The sequence below is a fragment of the Selenomonas sp. AB3002 genome, assembly GCF_000702545.1.
In the GTDB taxonomy this organism is placed as follows: Bacteria; Bacillota; Negativicutes; order Selenomonadales; family Selenomonadaceae; genus Selenomonas_B; species Selenomonas_B ruminantium_A.
Window position 1 is genome coordinate 1,119,958 of the sequence record NZ_JNIO01000008.1, and the last position, 18,901, is coordinate 1,138,858.

Genomic DNA, 18,901 nt, shown 5'->3' on the forward strand with positions numbered 1-18,901 from the left:
CCCTAAAATGTCAACAAGAATCCCCGCCCAACCTATGACAATGAGGAAACCGTGCGCATCAGAATTTTTGTTGTAACTATTGACATTACATCAAGGCAATGTTATTATTCTATTGTAATCGATGTCATTACAACTAAAAACATTGGAGGAAATCAAAATGGCAAATTTCAACAAACTTAGTGTGGCAAGCGATGCAAGAACTGAACTGCATGACAAATTGAATCTTACGGGGGCAGAGATCAGCGTCAACAACCTGCCCGCTGGAGCCGGTGTTCCCTTTGTGCACTACCACAAGAAAAATGAGGAAATCTACTTCGTTATCTCAGGCAAAGGTCAGGCCGTCATTGACGACGAGACTGTAGAGCTGGCTGCTGGTGACTGGCTGCGTGTCGCTCCCATAGCCCGTCGTAAGTTCTCCGCCGCCAAGGACGAAGGCATCAGCTTCATCTGCATCCAGGTGCGGGAAAACTCCCTGGAGGAATACACCGCAGACGATGCTGTAGTAGAACAGTAAAACCCCCTGTCGTGCGAAACGGCAAAGACTCCACCTTGGGCTATGAGCCGGATATTTGGAAGGGCTGGCAATAATGGCCCTGGGCCAAGGTTGCAAAGTTTATCGCGCTATTAAAAAAATCCGTCCCTCAAGAATAAATGCAATTCTTAAGGAACGGATTTTTTGTTTATGCGGCTTGATAGATTAAAAACTTTCCACCCAGTTTTTAAGTTCAGCAACCGAAGGAGTCCCGTTCAGCAGCTTGCCTTCCTTGATGACCGCGGTCTCTGACACGCTGCCCTTCAGCCCTTCCACGGCCTTGCCAAAGCCGCTGCCGCCGGAGGTGGCAAAGAGGATAATCGTCTTGCCTGAGAAATCGTAGCTCTCCAGGAAGGTGTTGATGATGGTGGGCGCCACGTACCACCAGATGGGGAACCCCAGGAATATCACGTCATAATCCGCAATCTTGGCATCACCTGCCGCAAGCTTGGGGCGGGAGCTCCTGTCATTCATTTCCACCGAACTGCGGGAGGCTTTGTCATTCCAGTTGAGGTCCGCCTTGGAGTAGGGCACCTCCGGCCTGATTTCAAAAAGGTCAGCCCCGGCTGCTTCCGCAAGGGTCTTGGCTGCCTTGGCCGTCACGCCGCTGGCGGAAAAATACGCTACTAATTTCTTGCTCATTGAGTTTTCCTCCCTCTATAAACATAGTCAAATAAAACTCCTATCACCACATAAAGCCCCAGAAGCCCCATCAGCAACAGCACATAGATTTCTCCTGGCTGGTTGGTGGCTTCCGTGGCGAAGATGTGCTTCATCAGCAGCCTGTCGCCCACCCTGTTCAGGAATGAGCCGTAAATGCCCAGGGCTGCCACCGAAAGCCCCAGCACTGCCACTGTTATCCGGCTGGTATTGGGAGACATTGACAACGGCACAAGCTTCTTCCACTGTGCCAGCCACCCCCGCCAGTGCATGCCCCAGTGGAGGCCGCATAGGATCAGCAGGGCATAGGGCAGGGACACATGATACTGGTGAATAGCAATGCTGCGCTGGATTTCCAGCGGCATGATGTCCTTCAGCAGATAGTTGGAAATGCCAAGTCCCGCTATGACCGATGCCAGCATCAGGGCTATCAGCAGTAGGCTGATAGCGGTGCCCAAGGCCCGCAGGAAACCCCATCTGCCCCTGCCCAGGCTCTTGAACCACTGCCTGTTCTGATAGACATGCACCACGGCCAGTACCAGACAGGCCATGCCCAGGACTTCATGCAAAAGCTTCGGAATATAGTGGAAGCTCATAACCAGCAAAAGCAGCAACGGCAAAAGCGCCGTCACTGCCATGCGAAAAGTAATCCGCCCTTTCATCATCAGAAGCCCAGGCCGTCAAACCAGCCCTTGATTTCCCCTGCACCTGCAGAGGGGCTGAACAGCCTGCCCGGCTTCCAGTTGGCCTGCCCCTTGGTGATCTTCTGCAGATAGTCGGCGCTGGAGCCTATATCGCTGCCGCCGGAGGTGCATACAGCGGTCAGGTTCTTGCCCGTGAAATCATAGCTTTCCACGAAGGTGTCCATGATGCGGGGAGCCTGGGCCCACCAGATGGGATAGGCCAGCACGATGGTGTCGTAGTCTGCCACCGGGGCATGCAAATCTGCCAGCTTGGGGCGGGCACTGTCGTTTTTCTGCTCCACAGTGGCCCGGGTTGTTTCATCATTGTAGTTCAGGTCCTGGCTGGTATAGGGCTGTTCCGGGCGAATCTCATAGAGGTCAGCCCCCAGCGCCTGGGCCGCATTTTCCGCCAGGGCCTTGGTATTGCCCGTGGCTGAGAAATATGCCACCAGAATCTTCCCCTTGCCGGCAGCCGCGGGTTTAGCCGGGGTTTCCGCTTTCTGCACCGGCGCAGGCGCAGCCTTTTCCTCCGCCTTGCCCGTATCAGAGCCGCAGCCCAGCAGCCCCAGGACCATCAAAAGGCTCAGACACAAAAGCCATACTTTTTTCATTGTCGTACTCCTTCCGCATTTGCTTTCGTTCCCTCTCCTCCCAGGCCGCTGAGGCCGCACCCTGCCAAAAACAGAGTCATGGCCCCCATGCCCGTGACCTTCAGGAATTCCCGCCTGTTCATACACATCACACTCGCTAAGTTTGTATCTTTCTGCCTGTCTATGTACACTCTAGCACTTGAAGTGAACTCTAAGTCAAGAAAAAAATCACTGCATGCCCTTGGGAGCGTTCTTCATCCAAACCTGCTCCTTTTGGCTGCCGCCCTTGGTGTTCTGGGCCATGACTCCCACCAGCTTGTGGGGTACATAGAGTTCTTCCAGATAGGCTATATCTTCTTCTGACAACTCGAATTCCGCTGCCTTTACGGCACCGTCAATGTGATGAAGCTTGGTAGCTCCGGCCACGGGAGCCGTCACTTTGGTCAGCAGCCAGGCCAGGGAAATCTCCGTCATGGTCACGCCGTACCGGTCTGCCAGTTCCGCCACCCGCAGGATAATTTTCTCGTCACTTTCCGCCGTGCCGTCATATTTCAATTTGGCATAGCTGTCCTCCTGCAACCGCTTGGAAGTCTCCCCCGGCCTTCTGGAGAGCCGGCCGCTGGCCAGGGCGCTGTAAGGAGTCATGGCGATATTGTCCTCAGCGCAGAGCTTTGCCATCTCCCTTTCTTCCTCCCGGAACAGCAGGTTGTAATGGTTCTGCACCGATACAAATTTAGCAAAGCCTTCTTTTTCCGCCATAGCATTAGCCTTGGCAAGTTGATAGGCATAGCAATTGGCAATGCCTATGTAGCGCACCTTGCCCTCCTTCACCATCTGATTCATGCCGTCCAGGACATCATAGAGGGGCGTATTGTAGTCCCACATGTGGTAAATGTAGAGATCAACATAGTCCATGCCCAGATGCTGCAGGCTCAGCTCCAGCTGCCGCCTGATATGCTCCTGCCCGCTTATTCCTGCCTCTCTTTCCTGTTGACTGCGTGGCAGGAACTTGGTGGCCACCACCACCTCGTCTCTTTTGGCATAGTCCTTTAGCGCCCTGCCCAGGAACTCCTCGCTGGTGCCGTTCTGGTAGGCAATGGCAGTGTCAAAGAAATTCACCCCCAGTTCCAGGGCGTGCTTCACAATCTCACGGGTAGCCCCCTCAGCCACTGTCCAGCTATGCTGCCCCGTGGCTGCATTGCCAAAGCCCATGCAGCCCAGGCAGATGCGGGAAACATTCAGGTCGGAGTTGCCTAATTTCGCATATTTCATGATTTTGCTCCTATCACTTGCCCACAAATTCAGCAAAGTTCTCTGCTATTTTCCCTGCAGTAAAGGAACGCACCTCATAGTCAGCAAAGCCATCTGCATAGTACACATCTTCCTGCAGGATCTTCTCCACTGCCTCTTTTGACTCGGCTGGGGATATCATGATGCCTGCCATCTTCTGGTCAGTATAGGGCCCGACCAAAATGAAATTCCCTGCCTCAAAGTGCCTGGTGAACCATTCCACATGCTTTTTGAACAGTTCGTCCCCCTGTCCTGCAGGAATCTTTTCTGCCTTGAGTGTCTGATTGATGATAAACATAGCCTTCTCCTACCTTATATAAAATGACACCATGTAACTTTTATTGCTGCATGTAGTATAAATCTAAAATGACACGATGTCAATATATCTTTATAAAAAAATTCACCCTGCCAACCTGAAGGCAGGGTGCTTATTTTCTTAGGGCAGGATATCGCAGCCTCATTCACTCTGCCATAAGTGTGACCGATACTTCATCATGGCTTAATAAAGCTGTTATTTCCTGTTGAGACAGTTCAATATGCCCCAGCCGCGTATAGGACCAGGAATTGGAACCATAAAAAATGACCAGCTTGTTCCCCGCATAAAGGACAATATCACCGTAGTGAGTGGTCATCTGCTCATCTGCGCTGCCAATACTTTGGCCGATAGAACCAACCTGCTCAAAGCCTCCATAGGGCGACAACTTTATGGTCAAAGGCAGGAGTTTATGTAACGCCGCAGTGGAGGAATTATGTTCCCAGGTGACGGGAACGACGGTATTATCAATTGTCAGTTTCATCGCTTGCTCCTTCCCGGAGGCTGACGAGGGGGCATTTTCCTGTTGGGCAGTGACCTGTGCCTTGCTGCCTGTATCTGCAACAGCATCCTGTACGCCTGTGCAGCCTGACAGCAATAACAGCACCGACAGGATAACCCAGCCCATTATCTTCCTTTTTGGCATACACCGTCACTTCCTTCTAAAAATACAGATGCAGGACAATATTTTACAGGCTTCAGATATTCTTGCCAGCCTGCCGGGCTTTTTCCAGGGCAGCATTTCCGGCAATATCGCCAATATTTGTCACGCCGCCACAGAAAATCGTCTCTTTGAGTTCGGCCTTATCAAAGCAATCCACCCAGCCCTGCACACCGACACGGGTTCCTGCCACCGTACTTTCCTCATCCTCTGCCGCCACAGCCAGCAGATAAACCTCGCGGAAGCGGTAGTCCGAAGGGAACAGCGGATTTGCCCTGTCCAACAGTGTCTTTAACTGGCCACACATACCATAGTAATAGACTGGCGTGGCCAAAGCCACCACATCTGCCTGTCCGATTTTGGCCGTTATTTCGTTGGCATCGTCCTTGATCACACACTGCATGGTCTTCTGGCAGGCAAGGCATCCTTTGCAGAAGTTTATGGTCTTATCCCGCAGGGAAATCTGCTCCACCTCATGGCCTGCTTCTCTGGCACCTTCGGCAAAGGCTGTGGCCAATGCCTCGGAATTGCTGTTCTTTCTTAAGCTCGTAGATATGATGATTACTTTCTTGCTCATGTTCTCTCCTCCATACACATTATCCTGCTTTACTCTATCACTTGGAGTATACTCAAAGTCAAGCCATATAATACAAATGCCGCCCAGCAAATTCTTGCACGATTTCGCAGGGCGGCATTTCTTGCTTTTTACTTCAGGTTCTTATCAAAGAAGGCAAACAGCTTGTCAAAGGGAATCTTGTCCATCTGGTCATAAAGGTCTACATGGGTAGCACCAGGAACGACAATCTCCTCTTTTTCCCCTTTGATGGCGGCATAAACATTATCGGAGAAATACTTGGAATGCGCCTTGTCCCCGGTAATCAGCATGACCGGCGTCTTGCCCAACTCATCAATATTGCTCATAAGCTTGAAGTCAAAGAAGCCATACGGGGTTACCGAATCCCAGGCCAGCTTATTGGAGTTGATGGCGCGCGGATGGAAGGCGCGGCCTACATAGTAGCCGAAGAAATCCTTGATGACAGGACTGGCATCCGCAGGCAGTTTATCCGGGAACATAGTATCGAAGGTCTCCACATTACCATTAGCATCCACCCCCAGCTCATGGGCTCCGCGGATGGCTTTGCCGGTCTTGGCTTCTTCATCACGCATCTTGGCCAGATGCTGTTTCACGAGTTCCCGCTGCTCCGGCGTGTAATAAGCACCATTATAATGGTCGCTGATGCTTTCACTCATATCATACATTGCCGAAGTTGCCACCGCCTTGATGCGGCTGTCACTGCCAGCGGCAGTGATGGCCATGCCAGACAAACCGCAGATGCCCATGGCCCCCACCTGATCCGGGTTCACGAATTTCAAGTTGGAAACGAAATCCACGGCGGCATGATAGTCTTCCGTGAAGATTTCCGGGGAGCCCATATTGCGGCGGCTGCCACTGCTCTCACCGGTGGTGGAGGGATCAAAGGCTACGGCCACATAACCATGCTTGGCAAATTCCTGTGCATAAAGACCGGAGGACTGTTCCTTTACTGCGCCGAAGGGTCCCGTAATTACAACTGCTTTATACTTCTTGTTGGCATCAAAATCCCTGGGCAGATACATGTGACCGGCAACTTCGAAGCCAAAGCGGTTTTCAAATTTAACATTCTTGGCTTCAATGGACTTGTCAATCTCGAATACACGGGTATCATTGTCCAGTTCGCTGATGGATGAGCGCTGCATCTGGGAAGCTGCCGCCAGAGCTTTAGCCGGAGTTGCCGCCATCGTCACATTGCTGCCCATGATGCCAAAAGACATTACGCCTGCCATCAGGGCTGCCAAAACCATCTTTTTGTTCTTGCCAATTTTCTTCATCATTTTCATTCTCCTTACTTTGTACACAATTTATATCTTAAAATCAAACCGGCTCGTTTGCAGGGATCAGCGCCGGATTCATGCTGCCCTTATGGCACTGACTCCAGAATATAATCCCGGCGGCAACAATGAATACCAATCCGCCACAGACAACATACTCTGTTCCCCAGGCTTCAATGAACATGCCGCTTATCGCTGTTCCCGCCATACAGCCCAGATTAGCCGCCGTGAGAAAGAGGCCATTGGCAAAATCCGGTGCCTCCGGTGCGGCATGGGATAGCCAATATTGGTTTATATTGGCATTGATGCCTGCCAGCAGTCCCCAGAAAACTGTAAGGACCGCCACCAGGGGGAAGGCATTTCCTCCCAAGAGAAACAGCAGATACACAGCCCCAAGGAAAAAGGGGAAGATTTTCACTGTGCCTATGGGGCGGCTAGAGAGAAGATTTCCTGCGATCATACTGCCAAAGATGTTGCAAAGGCCGTAAACAAAGAGCAGCAAACTTACCAAGGTTGGAGACAGACCCGAAACGCTGGCCAGATACTCCGCCAGGTAGTTGAACACACCGAAGACTGAGCCATTGAGGAAGATGACGGCGAAAATAGAGGCCCAAACCATGGGCTTTTTCAGCACCGCCAGCTGCTCTCCATAAGTAAGCCGCCCCTCTGCCGGCATGGAAGGAACTAGGAACGCCGTTGCCAGCATAACGAGGAATGTCGTTATGGCAAAGAAGGACATTGAGGCCGTCAGCGAAATATTTTCCGCCAGGAAGTTGCTGATAGGGACCCCCACCACCATCCCTGCCGATACGCCAATGTTGATCTTTGCCACTGCCTTGGGCGCATCTTTTGCTCCCGCCAGAGCCGCTGCTACTGTAAAAGCCATGGAGCAGTAAACTGGATGTAAAAATGCCGGCAGCACCCGCACTACCAGAAGAAGGTTAAAATCTTCGGCAAAAACGGAAATCGTATTGCACACCGTGAAGACTCCCAACACCAGCAACATGATATATTTGCGGTTGAAGCGGGAAAATACCAGCGGCATGGTCGGCCCGGCAACTGCTACCCCTAAGGCAAACAAACTGATAAGCAGCCCCGCATGGACTATGGTCACGTCATAGCGCTCGGCGATGTAGGGCAAGATTCCGATAAAGCCCATCTCTGTATTAAGGATGCCGAAGACCCCTGTGGCCAAGATAAAAATCAGGAGATTTTTGTTATTCAACATGACTTCTTTCCTGCCTTTCCTGTTGATGGTTTAATGATAACATGGTAGTATATTGATTACAAATACCTATAACAAATACATACTTATGCTTAAAAGTAATTCATTTAACCAGCAGCCAACACAGACCAAAGGAGTTGTTTTGCCATGGAACTGCGCGTGCTCAGATACTTCCTTACCGTGGCTCAGGAAGAAAGCTTTTCCCGGGCAGCGGAAAAACTGCATCTTTCCCAGCCAACTTTGTCCCGTCAGCTAAAGGAACTGGAAGATGAATTCGGCAAGCAGCTGCTTATCCGTGAACCCCGGCGCATCCTGCTCACCGATGACGGCCAGCTCTTGCGGCGCAGGGCAGAGGAAATCCTGTCCCTGGTAAAAAAGACCACCGGGGAACTTCTGCACAGTGAGGAAATCAGCGGCGATATACGCATCGGCGCCGGTGAATCCATCCACTTCGCCCTGCTCATGAAAACTGCCCAGAAGCTGCGGCAGCAACATCCCGGCCTGCGCTTTCACATCATCAGCGGTGACGGCGCTGCCACCATGACCCGCCTGGACCGGGGGCTGATTGATTTCGCCTTTGTCTACGGCAGGCTGGACCCGGCCAAATACCATGAGATGCCCCTGCCTGTCCGCGACCGCTGGGTGCTGCTCCTGCGCCGTGACGATGAACTTGCCCAAAGGGAAGTCATCCGGTCCGAAGATCTCTGGCAGAAGCCCCTGCTCTTTTCCCGCCAGTCCCTCTCCACCGGCACCCATGGCGACGAGCTGCAAAGCTGGCTGCAGAAGCCTTTGGCAGAGCTGGCAGTAGCTGGTTCTTATACGCTGGCCTACAACGCTTCCCTGATGGTAAAGGAAGGACTGGGCTATGCCATCACCCTTGATGAACTGATAAACACCCAGGGCAGCAGCCTCTGCACCCGTCCCCTTGATCCTCCCATTTTCGCCGTGCCAACCATAGCCTGGAAAAGAAACCAGATTTTTTCCAAGGCCTCCCAGGCATTCCTGCAGGCCCTGCAGGAAAAATTCAGCCCTGCATAAAAGTACCGCCCTGCACAGCTTTGGCAGGGCGGTTTTTGGTATTCCACAGGGGATTGGGGATTATTTCAAGTTGGCCTTGAAGAAGTCTGCCAGCTTGGCAAAGGGGATTGCATCTTTGTTGTCATAGAGGTCGATATGGCTGGCGCCCGGCACGATTACCAGTTCCTTGTTTTCGCCTTTCAGCTTCTTGAAAGCATCTTCACCGAAGTAACGGGAATGGGCTTTCTCGCCATGAAGCACCAGCACGGCACCCTGAAGGTGAAGCCTCTGCGGCTGTGCACATACAATACCCTGCAGTTCAAGGATTACTCCAGGTATGAAGCCGACATGTTCTCCGAAGAAGATAAGCGGGCCTACCGCGAAGCCAATTTGGACGGCCTTTGCGATAGGGCAAAACAAATTGGACGCAAGCTTATAGAGAATAACCTTATGTAAAAGGAAAGAATTGATGCCTTATGTCAGCGAAGATTTAGGAGATGTAGACTGTCTTCCTATAATCAAACGTCCACTTGGGGAACAAAAGAAGATATCATCATTTCTTAGTGAGAAATTAATTAATATCGACGGATTGATTTCTGAAAAGCAATCACTTATCTACGAAGTAGTTACCGGCAAGCGCAAGGTTGTGGCGTAATGGGCATAGCTAAATTCAGTTTGTGCAAAATTTGCACAAACTGCCGATGATGACAAGCACTATGTCAACGACTTTGACAGGTTGATACAGGAAGCTGGGGAGAAATAAATTGATTTCCTCCAATAAGTATTATATAATGATACTTATTGGAGGAAATACTATGATAAGGACAACACAAGACCTGCTTCTGGAATTGTCAGACTATGGGACACCGCAAACCAGAATTCAACGCATGGTGAAAAATGGTTCTTTGATAAAAATACGCAGGGGATTATACGAGACTGACCCCAATGTACCTGCATATCTTTTAGCGGGGGTTATCTACGGCCCGTCCTACATCTCCTTTTCCTATGCCCTTTCCCGCTATGGCCTTATCCCGGAGCGGGTAGAGACATGCACCTCTGCCACCTTTTGCAAAAATAGAAGCAAGCTGTTTCAAACGTCCCTGGGCAATTTCTCATACCGGGACGTTCCAAAAGAGGCATACCCTCACAAGGTGCACTGGAAGCAAGAAGGTGCATATAGCTATCTTATAGCCTCCCCTGAAAAGGCTCTTTGCGATATGCTTTACATAAAGCCTCCTGCCAGAAGCCTTGGGGCACTAAAAGAAATGTTGTTTGCGGATTTACGCCTTGATGAGGAGACATTTGCCAGCTTGCAGCAAGAGAAACTGCTGAGCCTGACGAAGCTATATCATTCGCAAAATGTAAAGCTGCTGGCCCGACTGGTGGAGAAGGGAGTGGCCATAAGATGACCATTATTCAGGATATGCTGGAGAAGTACGATTGCCGGAATGCCACGGATTACCGCAATGCACTGAAAGAAATCATACAAGAAGTGGCTCTGTGCGGCATGAGCCATAGCGGTTTTTTCAAATCGGTGCTTTCTATGGAGGTACGGCACTGCGTATTTTCCATGGCTTGCAACGTTTTTCGGAGGATATGGACTTTTCCCTATTGTCGCCCAACCCGGAATTTGATTTGGAAAATTACCTTTCCGGCATGAGGCAGGAATTGGCCTCTGTGGGGTTACAAATGACAGTGGAACGCAAGCCAAAAACAAAGATCAGCCCCATTCAGTCAGCCTTCATCAAAGGGGGCACCTGCATACAAATCATTAAGATTACCGGCAATGCAGCCGATACCAAGGGCCTGCCCAAGGATGAAGTTTTGAAAATCAAGGTGGAGGTAGATACTGAGCCGCCAGCAGGGGCTGTTTACGAAACGAAATATGCCCTGCACCCCGTTCCCTTTGTCGTCCGTCTTTACGACAAGCCGTCCTTGTTCGCAGGCAAAACTCATGCGGTATAGTAAACAATTATAATCAAACTATTCAAAAATATTAAAAACAATGCTATAATAGATGTGACGAACCTACGAGGACTGAACTTTAGAAAGGTTGAGCCGAGAAAAGAGCCTCGTTCTCTAGCGGAATGACGGAGACATCATCTTTCGGCTCGTAAAAATGTCCAAAGTTGGCGCAGGGTATCTCGTCCAGCGGCAGAGCCGCCTATTTGAAATAAGCTAACGACCTCAAAAAGTATTCCCAAATAGCGAATAGCCTATGGGATAGAGGGCGTAGTGCTACGTCCATCTGTAGTAGCTATTGTGATGACCGCTTGCTTGGTTAGGGCTTGCCCTTACTCGGCTTGTTGAGAACAATCAGTGAGCAGTAAAGTTTATTAAAAATTTTAACATTATTTGTTAGGTTTGGTTATAAACATAGCATAGCCCAAAGCATGGGACTGGGAACCCTTTGGTGCGACATTGCCCTCTATGTTGCCACCGTTGCGATTTCCTGGAATCTTTTTTTGAATGCCAAGCGGCTGCTCTGGACAAATATCAAAAAACTTGTAAGCTGCTTTGTAATACTTTCTCCACCGGTGCGTATGTATAGACAGAAAACAACAAACAAAGTCAACCACCGAAGGGAGTAGATGAAAATGAAGAACGCAATGAACAACAAGAAGCTGAATGATTTTGAACTGGACTTTGTATCCGGTGGGACTCTTACCGAAGTCAATCAGCTGGCAGATGCTTTCGCCAAGAAGGGCGGCATCTTCGGAGAAGTCGTAGCCGAGATCCACAGCGCTTTGAGCGACAAGAGCGGCGTGGCCGGACCGGTCAACATCCTGCTGCGGGAAGCTGTAGGCAAAGGCTTGAGCCAGCTTGGCATCTCCCATGACCTGAGCGTCGGCGTACTTGGAACCGGCTTCATGTCTAAGGACAACAAGTATTCTTACAATGGCAAGAGCATCTCACATGCAGATGTCCTCAAGATGATTGACGCTGCAAAAGTTGCCTAAGAAGAAGGCTACAAGGTAAACTCCCAGCGCGCTATCCGCAAAAGACTTTCACACACCAAAAAGCGGCCGCATGAGCAGTACGGCCGCTTTTTGGCTGTGTATTGTATTTAGGAGAGCTTAACGAAAGCCTGTACATAATATAGCACAGATGATAATTATTTTCAATACATAAATGAAAAATATTTTCAATTACAGCAAGACCCCCCAAGGCCAATACACCTAGCCCTGGGGGTTCCTTCACGTATCTAACGCTCTCCTGCGATTATTCTACCACGTCCAAGCGTATTTGTCCAAATATTTCTCCGAATGCGTCCACCCAGAAAAGATTCTCTTAGGCTACAAATCACTCTGCCTTGACCCAGTAATTCACCCGGACCGTATCCCCGGCCTGCACATCTCTGTCCATCAGCCATTCATTGAGCTGGACGATGCCGGACTTGAACTCCCTGAATTCCCTGGGGCCGTAGGTGTTCCTGGCCATATATTCAACAGCGATAGAATCCAGGCTGTCCCCCTCCCGGACACTATATTCAGCCTCCACCAGCTTGTAAGAAGACGCCATGCAGGTGGAAGAAATCATGATCATCATCGCAGTCAGCAGTAAAAATACCCTTTTCATCGTCATCAGCCCTCCGTTCTCTCTATGCCTATATATACGTTTGAGGACTGGATCTATTACGACTATCACCCAAAATTATTCTTACGTGCAACAGCCCCATTTTAATCTTGCAAAATTCATTAGAGAATTATCCCACAGCAACGCCCCCTGCCGTTTTCATATTGAGTCCCAGCCGCTGCCACACCGGCCATTTTCACGAACTTGCGTCTGGTGATCTTTTCCATGACAGGCTCCTTTCCTATGCTGGATATCGCATACTCTGCTTTAACTCTATCACTTTGAGTCGGCTCCAAGTCAAGCTTTTTGCCGAAATTTTATATTGCTATTATTGCCCAAAACATTTGCTTGACAGTACAAGGGCTAATCGTATATCCTTAAAGCAAGAGAATATATGGCTGTTACGAGTGGCTGCAGCCATCCCTTCCGTTTGGGGACAATAAAGATACAGCGGAGTTGACCGTCGGCGAGGGTAGGGAAACTCGCCGCTGCTCGCAAGCAGGGAAGAATTGTCCTGTGCCCGCAAGGTGCTCGGCATTCCTCCCTGCTTTTATTTAGGGGACAACTTGCATGACAGATTTACAAGATTTACAGCAATATTACGAAAAGACCTTGTGTGACAGGGTATTTCGGTATAGCCTGACCAATGGCACAGTACTAGATGTCATCTTCTACCGTGAAGCCTTTTGCCACCTGCTCGGCATACAACACATAACTAAGAACCGCCGATTCATTGGCAAAAGCGGCTATGACCGCATCCAGTCCGGCAAAATGACTGTGAGCACGTTAAAAAGCATAAACCGTGCTGGTTTTGGCAAAGTCAAGCATCGCATGGAGTATTTCTCACTGATAGGACATCTGATGGAGCATGGCGATTTGTTCCGCTTCTACCCTGAAAGGACTGGAAGGACACGCATTCAGGCCACCTTCCTTATCCATCATGAACAACAAAAGCTATACCTGCACCTGTTCCTGGAATGTCGCTGTGATAGAAAACGGAGTCTGCCATAATTTAAGAGGACTGTTGCTAACCACCGCAACAATCCTTTTAATTATATTCCGTCATTAATTATAGTCAGTGGCGGCTCTTTTTATTCTTCATCCAACAAATGAATTTCTCTATCGATAAGCTCTTTTAATTTCCTTAATTCTTCTTCTGATAAAGTTATCCCCTTGCCCATTTTCTCATGATTAGGCCCCCAAGTACGAATATCGTACTTAGGATCTCTTCCATTCCATATCACTCGATTAAATTCAAAGCGCCAACCTTTTGTTCCTTCCGAAATGATCCCTAATTCATTTGCTATTTCAAATTTCAATTCACTTTTCTCTTTTGGCATAATTATTTGCTCCTTATACTAAAAAATGATTTATTATCCGTCTGTATCATGCCACGTTTGTTCCATGTCATAGTGTAATTTTCGCCTAAAATATTTGCTAAATCAGTAGCAGCATCTTTTGTTGCTATGACCCACAGCACATTCATATCTTGGCTCTTATCAATTACTTGATACTGGTACTTTATCAGTAACTCAACTGCTTCTTGCAAGCATACAGGATACTGTTCCATTACATCTGAAAACAAACTGGTCTGCACAGATAATTCACTATTTTTTTCTGCAACACTTCTGACAGGAACCATACTTTGATTATCATAGGTTATTTGGGGCGTTGATTCATCAAATTTATCTATTGATACATCATTTAGACCAACCTCCTCTACAATCGATTTATCTTCTTTACATACAGCATCATCTTCTACAGTAGAGGATTCTTTATCCATACTAGTAGCAATATTATCTTCTTCCTCTTCTAATTCCAGATGTAAGAAAAGCTCAGCTCTATGCTTTACACGTTCAAGTAGCTCTGCCCCATTTTCCGTATAAGCGGATAATTCTTCAGTTGATTCAGGCTGTATGCCTAAAGAATCCAGTTCTCCCACAACACGTTCTATCGTCTTATCCGGCTGTCTGAAGTATTCACTTCCACGGATGCGGATAAATGTCCAGCCAATACGTTCCAAGATAGTCTGACGTTCCATATCATTGCGAACTTGAGCCGGAGAGCTATGATATCTGTCTCCATCACATTCAATGGCAACCTTTTTATCTCCATAGACAGCAACCATATCGATCCGATAGGCACCGACTTCCCATTGCTGTACAATATGATATCCGCGAGTCTTCAAAGCCATTACAACCTGGATTTCAAACTCAGAATCCGCTAGCGAAGTTACGGTGTCCTTCCGAACCACAAAATTATGGGGATCCAGTGCGTACTCAATCAACCCCTTACGAATATCTCCAGCTTGAAGATCCACATTATGGTCTAGCGAATTGATCACCCAAAGCTGATCTCTGGCACGACTTGCAGCTACATTATAGCGTTTACGGATGGAATCTTGAACGCCAAAATTCCGGAGAGATAATGGTTCCGCAGGAACCTCCGGACTATCTACCATGCTTAAGAAGATAACATCGCGTTCATCGCCCTGGAAATTAGAAGAGTCCCCACATAGAATACGTCTTTCTTCTCTTTTCCTGGCATCAATATCTTCATCCTGATTGATGAGTTTTTCGATTAACCTAGCTTGATCTGTACCTAAAAGGGAAATGACACCAAAGCTCTTTCCCTCATACTCCGGCTGCTCCATACAAGCCTTCATCAATGCAACGATAGCATTAGCCTCTGCTTCATTGATTTTGCCTTTTCCACTACGCATACCATCTGCCACACGATAGTTCACTACAGCAGGCAATAACTTGCTGCTGCTGGCTGATCTCAATGGTAGTATTTTCCCATTATACGAAAGCCAGTTACTGTAACCAATGATTTCCGGTACACAGCGGAAGTGTTCCTTCAGCATCAGTGGATGATACGTTGTCATGGCAATATCATAAATTGAAGTCTGAGCATCATACATCATAGCGTTTGGAATATCCTGAGAAAGATACATCTGTCGCAGATTTACCATCTTGTCAACATCAATACCTACTGCCATCGGACTAACCTGTTTATCATCGCCAACAATGATAAGTTTCTTGCCCATATAGAGTATTGCCAACGATGAGATATCTGACTGGCTAGCCTCATCTACGATAACGACATCAAAAATATTCTTGGCTGGATTCAGGTTCTCCATAGCCTTGTGGATAGGCATAATCCAAGCAGGAACGGCATTTTGGCATTTACTCATCAACTGCCTTGCCTTAGCTTTCAGTGCAGGAGCTCTTTTACCAGTTCCTTTACCGATTTTCTTAACCAAAACACGCCATCCTTGCAATGCCTGCTTCAAGTCTAAATCCTTTTCTGTCTTCAAAAGCAGTCGATACCATCCAGACTTCTCAGCATATTCGGCTGTAATCTTCCGATAAGCCTTACTCATTCTCCTACTCTCCGCCTGATATTCACTGAGCGGAGTCGAAGTAAGCTCTTCAATGAGCATAGATAACTGACGCCATTTCCAAGCGTCCATGATATCACTACGCACCAAAGATTCACCATGAATACCTTCACGTTTATTGATAGCCTCAGCCCAGTCCGGAGCATAAGGACGCAACCTTTTCAGATAATCGTTGCGTTTAAACAATACATTATACTTATCATAGACTGTAACCAATTGTCCTAAAGAAGATCCGTAGCGTTCAATATCCCTAGTAGTTATGGCATGGTATATATTCTGTAGGATATCGCTATTCACACGGTTTTCCTTCGTCACAATCTGCGACATCTGTTCCAATTTATTTTTATATACCGACAAGGAACAAACATCCATACACACATCACAGCATAATGGAATGGATTCATAGATAGCTGTCAATCGTTTAGTTAATGCAGTCTGTTCTGAATCGAATTCTGAGATTCCGCACACATCATCTTCAGGGAAACCGACTTCTTTCAGTAATTTACTGAAAACAGTATAATCCGTAATAGTCCAATTCAGATATCTTCTGATTAAATTCGTATACTGAATGGCAACTCGTTCCGGCTGTGGCCCCAACATTTGAAACTCCGAAACCCCATACGGTACCAGAAGTTCTTTCCAAAAATTGTTACACGTATTTCGTGCAGCACGAAGTTCGATTGTCAGGATTGCCAGTTCGCAGTCTTCACTAGATGACGGAACCTTACCAGACACTCTTACTGACTTCAATGCCTTATCACAAGTCTTATGAAAAATAGAAAACATAAATGGCAGCTTGCCATTCTCGACAAAAAATCCTTTAGCTTCCTTTAGTGGTTCTAATAAGTCATCTGCAAATATGCCTTCAGCAAAAACAACCTCCTTACCTAAACCTTTACCTGCTAATCTGGCACTTAAGTCATTGGTCACATCAATTTGCTGGATAAGACTTTCCCAACGAGTCTTAAAACCTCCACCTGCTTTGCCATCAACAACGACCGCCTGCTGCCAAGGCATTATTTCTCCATACTGCTTGCAGTAATCTTTCAGTGCCTTAAGAGCGCCCTTAATTGGATAAGCAATAGAAAAGTTCCGGCCAAACATCTGAAACTGAATGTATTGTTGTTCTACTGATGCTTTAGCATACAGCTTTCCACTTTTATTGATAGATTCCAGATGAGCTTCCACACTTGCTAAGTTATGACATAGCTCTTCAAACTCTGTTATCGTCAATAATTCACTCGGCGAAGGCAAATCATAGCTCAACTCTGCAGCATCCGTATCTGTTATAATCTCGTTACTGCGATATAAATCAACCAGCTCATCAAAAGTCAACGGAAGGGCAGAATCTGCCTTAACGACGCCAGGAATATAATCCAGCTTCTCTTGATTCATGGCCACATATTTCGCAGCTTCAGTTGGAGTAAGACTTTCTCCTTGATATGTAATGGCCGCGCATTCTTTTTGAATGCTCATGAAAATGTTTTTTCTGACTTTTGCCAGTCCAGAGATGATACTTTTACGTTCCTCACCAATGGTCTCCATTTCTTTTTTGAGACTGTTTGAGGAATGCTGAGACATGAAGCTTGTAATACCTTCAACAGATGTCTCCATGTCTTTATTTGAATCATCTAGTAAAGAGACACAAAGATTCTGCAGACCTGACGCTATTTTATCTTTAAGCACATCCAGTGCCTTTGTTGTATGGCTGGTAACAAGCACACTCTTCCCCTGAGCTATGAAATGTCCCAGCAGATTGGCGATAGTATGTGTCTTGCCTGTGCCAGGAGGTCCTTGAACTAAGACTGCATTATAGTTCTCTATACGTTGAGCAATTTCCATCTGCTCGCGATTAGCTTCTTTGCTAAGCAGTACATCGACACTTTCGCCTCCTACCATTGCCAGTTGATCTTCGATGGAGTATTCCTTTTCTTCAGAAGGTGCATCCGCCTTGCCACCGCTAACAAGATCAATCAAAGTTTTCGGAATCTCTCCCCCTGATTCAATAGCCTCGATAATTTTCTCAATTGCCCTGACAGTTCCATCCTGCCTTTTTCGGATAATAAAGCAGGGTGCATTGTAGAGGAGAAAACGATTTTGCTGTTTCCAGTTATCCGGAACACCATTATCCGAATAAAGACTGTTCGATGACAGCTGACGAATCAAAACCTTCAAAAATCCTGGCATATCATTACGATCCAATGGATGATAATCATTTTCTGCCAGTGTTTCCTGTAAAGAATTGAGTTCCTGCAGATTTACATCATTCAGTGCCTTCAGCACGTCTGTATAAAGCTCAGGCTCAATATCCGTATCCTTTATAAATACGGTATTACTGTCTGCATCAAAACCGAATTTGACACGACGTGTCAAGATAGGATGACACACAGCTGGATTAAGTGCATCGCAAAAAATGCCATTTGCCAAAATCACTTCCTCAGATTCACCATCACGTTTCAAGGCATAGTATTCGCTATAAATCTTGTCAAAGATAGTACGATTTCCAGCAATACGTTCTTGATCTGCTACCCATGGATTACGAATTCCATCCCATTTTTTAGCATCTTGAGTCCTTTTGAAATCCTCATCAAAGGTAATAGTCTTTTCAATCTCTTCCCCAGTATCAGGATCTATTTCCTTCACAACTTTTTCGTCAAAATATTCTATATTATTACGATAATCCTTCCAGCCATCATTCTTCAACCATTCCGTTAAGCTTTCAGGCGGCATTGGGCAAGATTTAAAATCTTCTTTATGAACTGCAAGCAGTATATTATCCTGCTCATCATCCATAACAACACTTTCTTCATCCATTCGATCTTGATAAATCAGTTTGATATTATCCGGATCATCTGGCAAATCAGAGCACCATAGCTGCCAACGATAATCTTTGACATTCAAAATTGTTTTCTGCTTTAATTTATTCAGTTCTTGGATATATTTGAATAACGATGTCACACGAGCAGAAATTTCCGTTTGTGTTACATCGTTTCTTTTTCCATTTTTACTATTCTGCATATTCCACCATCTCTAAACTCTTATCTCTCGATTTATTCGACACCTAAGGCCTTATACACAGCAT

The 18,901-nt window shown here is 47.2% G+C and carries 23 protein-coding genes; 8 read left to right on the forward strand and 15 right to left on the reverse strand.

The features are described 5' to 3' along the window. Positions 1-157: 157 nt before the first annotated feature. Positions 158-514 (forward strand): cupin domain-containing protein, encoded by a 357-nt coding sequence (locus P159_RS0113310; RefSeq protein ID WP_029544770.1) that lies wholly within the window; start codon positions 158-160, stop codon positions 512-514. A gap of 183 nt (positions 515-697) precedes the next feature. Here the strand turns inward: P159_RS0113310 and P159_RS0113315 are convergent, their stop codons facing one another. The 10 genes from P159_RS0113315 to P159_RS0113360 form a co-directional block, all read right to left on the reverse strand. Continuing rightward, entirely contained in the window at positions 698-1,174 is a 477-nt protein-coding gene (locus P159_RS0113315; protein ID WP_029544772.1) for a flavodoxin, read from the reverse strand. Next, positions 1,171-1,830: a hypothetical protein gene (locus tag P159_RS0113320; RefSeq protein ID WP_318253585.1), complete on the reverse strand. Its 660-nt coding sequence runs from the start codon at positions 1,828-1,830 to the stop codon at positions 1,171-1,173. The genes P159_RS0113315 and P159_RS0113320 overlap by 4 nt, the downstream gene beginning before the upstream one ends. 26 nt (positions 1,831-1,856) lie before the next feature. Further along, entirely contained in the window at positions 1,857-2,486 is a 630-nt protein-coding gene (locus tag P159_RS0113325) for a flavodoxin (protein ID WP_029544776.1), read from the reverse strand. After that, complete coding sequence (locus P159_RS20310; protein ID WP_081348539.1) at positions 2,483-2,608, reverse strand: twin-arginine translocation signal domain-containing protein; 126 nt, start codon at positions 2,606-2,608, stop codon at positions 2,483-2,485. Before P159_RS20310 ends, P159_RS0113325 begins: the two co-directional genes overlap by 4 nt. An 85-nt stretch (positions 2,609-2,693) precedes the next feature. Then, entirely contained in the window at positions 2,694-3,737 is a 1,044-nt protein-coding gene (locus tag P159_RS0113335) for an aldo/keto reductase (protein ID WP_029544778.1), read from the reverse strand. Positions 3,738-3,750: 13 nt separating this feature from the next. Further along, a complete protein-coding gene (locus P159_RS0113340; RefSeq protein WP_029544780.1) occupies positions 3,751-4,053 on the reverse strand; it encodes a YciI family protein in 303 nt (100 codons plus the stop codon). 163 nt (positions 4,054-4,216) lie between these two features. After that, positions 4,217-4,714, reverse strand: coding sequence for a cyclophilin-like fold protein (locus P159_RS0113345; protein ID WP_051650366.1), 498 nt, complete (start codon positions 4,712-4,714; stop codon positions 4,217-4,219). 52 nt (positions 4,715-4,766) lie between these two features. Next, on the reverse strand, positions 4,767-5,306 hold the full coding sequence (locus P159_RS0113350; RefSeq protein ID WP_029544784.1) for a flavodoxin family protein: 540 nt from the start codon (positions 5,304-5,306) through the stop codon (positions 4,767-4,769). Positions 5,307-5,434: 128 nt separating this feature from the next. After that, a complete protein-coding gene (locus P159_RS0113355; RefSeq protein WP_185753744.1) occupies positions 5,435-6,601 on the reverse strand; it encodes an alpha/beta hydrolase in 1,167 nt (388 codons plus the stop codon). Positions 6,602-6,641: 40 nt separating this feature from the next. Further along, positions 6,642-7,826: an MFS transporter gene (locus tag P159_RS0113360; protein WP_029544788.1), complete on the reverse strand. Its 1,185-nt coding sequence runs from the start codon at positions 7,824-7,826 to the stop codon at positions 6,642-6,644. Positions 7,827-7,970: 144 nt separating this feature from the next. Here P159_RS0113360 and P159_RS0113365 point away from each other — a divergent pair, with 144 nt between their 5' ends. Then, a complete protein-coding gene (locus P159_RS0113365; protein WP_029544790.1) occupies positions 7,971-8,861 on the forward strand; it encodes a LysR family transcriptional regulator in 891 nt (296 codons plus the stop codon). 60 nt (positions 8,862-8,921) lie between these two features. Here P159_RS0113365 and P159_RS0113370 read toward each other — a convergent pair whose 3' ends face one another. Continuing rightward, on the reverse strand, positions 8,922-9,101 hold the full coding sequence (locus P159_RS0113370) for an alpha/beta hydrolase (RefSeq protein WP_029544791.1): 180 nt from the start codon (positions 9,099-9,101) through the stop codon (positions 8,922-8,924). Between P159_RS0113370 and P159_RS20750 the strand changes: the two genes are divergently transcribed. The 5 genes from P159_RS20750 (at position 9,093) to P159_RS0113395 (ending at position 11,800) form a co-directional block, all read left to right on the forward strand. Further along, entirely contained in the window at positions 9,093-9,296 is a 204-nt protein-coding gene (locus tag P159_RS20750) for a hypothetical protein (RefSeq protein WP_029544793.1), read from the forward strand. The genes P159_RS0113370 and P159_RS20750 overlap by 9 nt on opposite strands. A 13-nt stretch (positions 9,297-9,309) precedes the next feature. Continuing rightward, entirely contained in the window at positions 9,310-9,495 is a 186-nt protein-coding gene (locus P159_RS0113380) for a hypothetical protein (RefSeq protein WP_029544795.1), read from the forward strand. Between the two features lie 160 nt (positions 9,496-9,655). After that, on the forward strand, positions 9,656-10,249 hold the full coding sequence (locus tag P159_RS0113385; RefSeq protein ID WP_029544797.1) for a hypothetical protein: 594 nt from the start codon (positions 9,656-9,658) through the stop codon (positions 10,247-10,249). A gap of 121 nt (positions 10,250-10,370) precedes the next feature. After that, on the forward strand, positions 10,371-10,805 hold the full coding sequence (locus tag P159_RS19570) for a nucleotidyl transferase AbiEii/AbiGii toxin family protein (protein ID WP_080706005.1): 435 nt from the start codon (positions 10,371-10,373) through the stop codon (positions 10,803-10,805). Between the two features lie 632 nt (positions 10,806-11,437). After that, positions 11,438-11,800: a hypothetical protein gene (locus tag P159_RS0113395; protein WP_029544799.1), complete on the forward strand. Its 363-nt coding sequence runs from the start codon at positions 11,438-11,440 to the stop codon at positions 11,798-11,800. 343 nt (positions 11,801-12,143) lie between these two features. Here P159_RS0113395 and P159_RS0113400 read toward each other — a convergent pair whose 3' ends face one another. Both P159_RS0113400 and P159_RS20755 read right to left on the reverse strand, forming a co-directional pair. Next, on the reverse strand, positions 12,144-12,419 hold the full coding sequence (locus P159_RS0113400) for a hypothetical protein (protein ID WP_051650369.1): 276 nt from the start codon (positions 12,417-12,419) through the stop codon (positions 12,144-12,146). A 119-nt stretch (positions 12,420-12,538) separates the two neighbouring features. After that, the gene (locus P159_RS20755; RefSeq protein ID WP_185753745.1) at positions 12,539-12,643 is read right to left on the reverse strand and encodes a twin-arginine translocation signal domain-containing protein; all 105 of its coding nucleotides are present in this window, start codon (positions 12,641-12,643) and stop codon (positions 12,539-12,541) included. A gap of 343 nt (positions 12,644-12,986) precedes the next feature. On the opposite strand from P159_RS20755, the gene P159_RS0113405 reads away from it, so the two are divergent. Beyond that, entirely contained in the window at positions 12,987-13,427 is a 441-nt protein-coding gene (locus P159_RS0113405) for a PBECR4 domain-containing protein (RefSeq protein ID WP_029544802.1), read from the forward strand. Positions 13,428-13,507: 80 nt separating this feature from the next. Here P159_RS0113405 and P159_RS0113410 read toward each other — a convergent pair whose 3' ends face one another. Both P159_RS0113410 and P159_RS0113415 read right to left on the reverse strand, forming a co-directional pair. Further along, complete coding sequence (locus P159_RS0113410; protein WP_029544804.1) at positions 13,508-13,756, reverse strand: PC4/YdbC family ssDNA-binding protein; 249 nt, start codon at positions 13,754-13,756, stop codon at positions 13,508-13,510. A 2-nt stretch (positions 13,757-13,758) separates the two neighbouring features. Further along, a complete protein-coding gene (locus P159_RS0113415; protein ID WP_029544806.1) occupies positions 13,759-18,837 on the reverse strand; it encodes an AAA domain-containing protein in 5,079 nt (1,692 codons plus the stop codon). Positions 18,838-18,901 lie beyond the last annotated feature (64 nt).